Source organism: Pectobacterium betavasculorum, from assembly GCF_000749845.1.
In the GTDB taxonomy this organism is placed as follows: domain Bacteria; phylum Pseudomonadota; class Gammaproteobacteria; order Enterobacterales; family Enterobacteriaceae; genus Pectobacterium; species Pectobacterium betavasculorum.
Genome location: NZ_JQHM01000080.1, coordinates 1 through 255 on the forward strand (window position 1 = coordinate 1; position 255 = coordinate 255).

Sequence of the window (255 nt, forward strand, 5' to 3'; positions counted from 1 at the left end):
CAGCAGCGGCTGTGGTTTTTAACCCAGTTGGAGGCACGCGCCAGCGCCGCCTACCATGTCGCCGGCGGCCTGAAGCTGAGCGGCGAACTCGACCAGGAAGCGCTGCGGATGGCGTTGGATCGTATCGTCGTGCGTCATGAGGCGCTGCGTACGCGGTTTGTCGAGATGGAGGGCGTGCCGTGGCAGCAGATTGATGAACCGGCACCTTTTGCGCTCGCCGTGCACGACCTGCGCGGGCGGCCTGCGGCATCCGAT

Annotated in this window: 1 protein-coding gene; it reads left to right on the forward strand. The window is 65.9% G+C overall.

Going from position 1 to position 255, the window contains the following annotated elements:
* On the forward strand, nt 1-255 hold a 255-nt coding region (locus KP22_RS21185), incomplete at both ends, for a condensation domain-containing protein (RefSeq protein ID WP_039326475.1).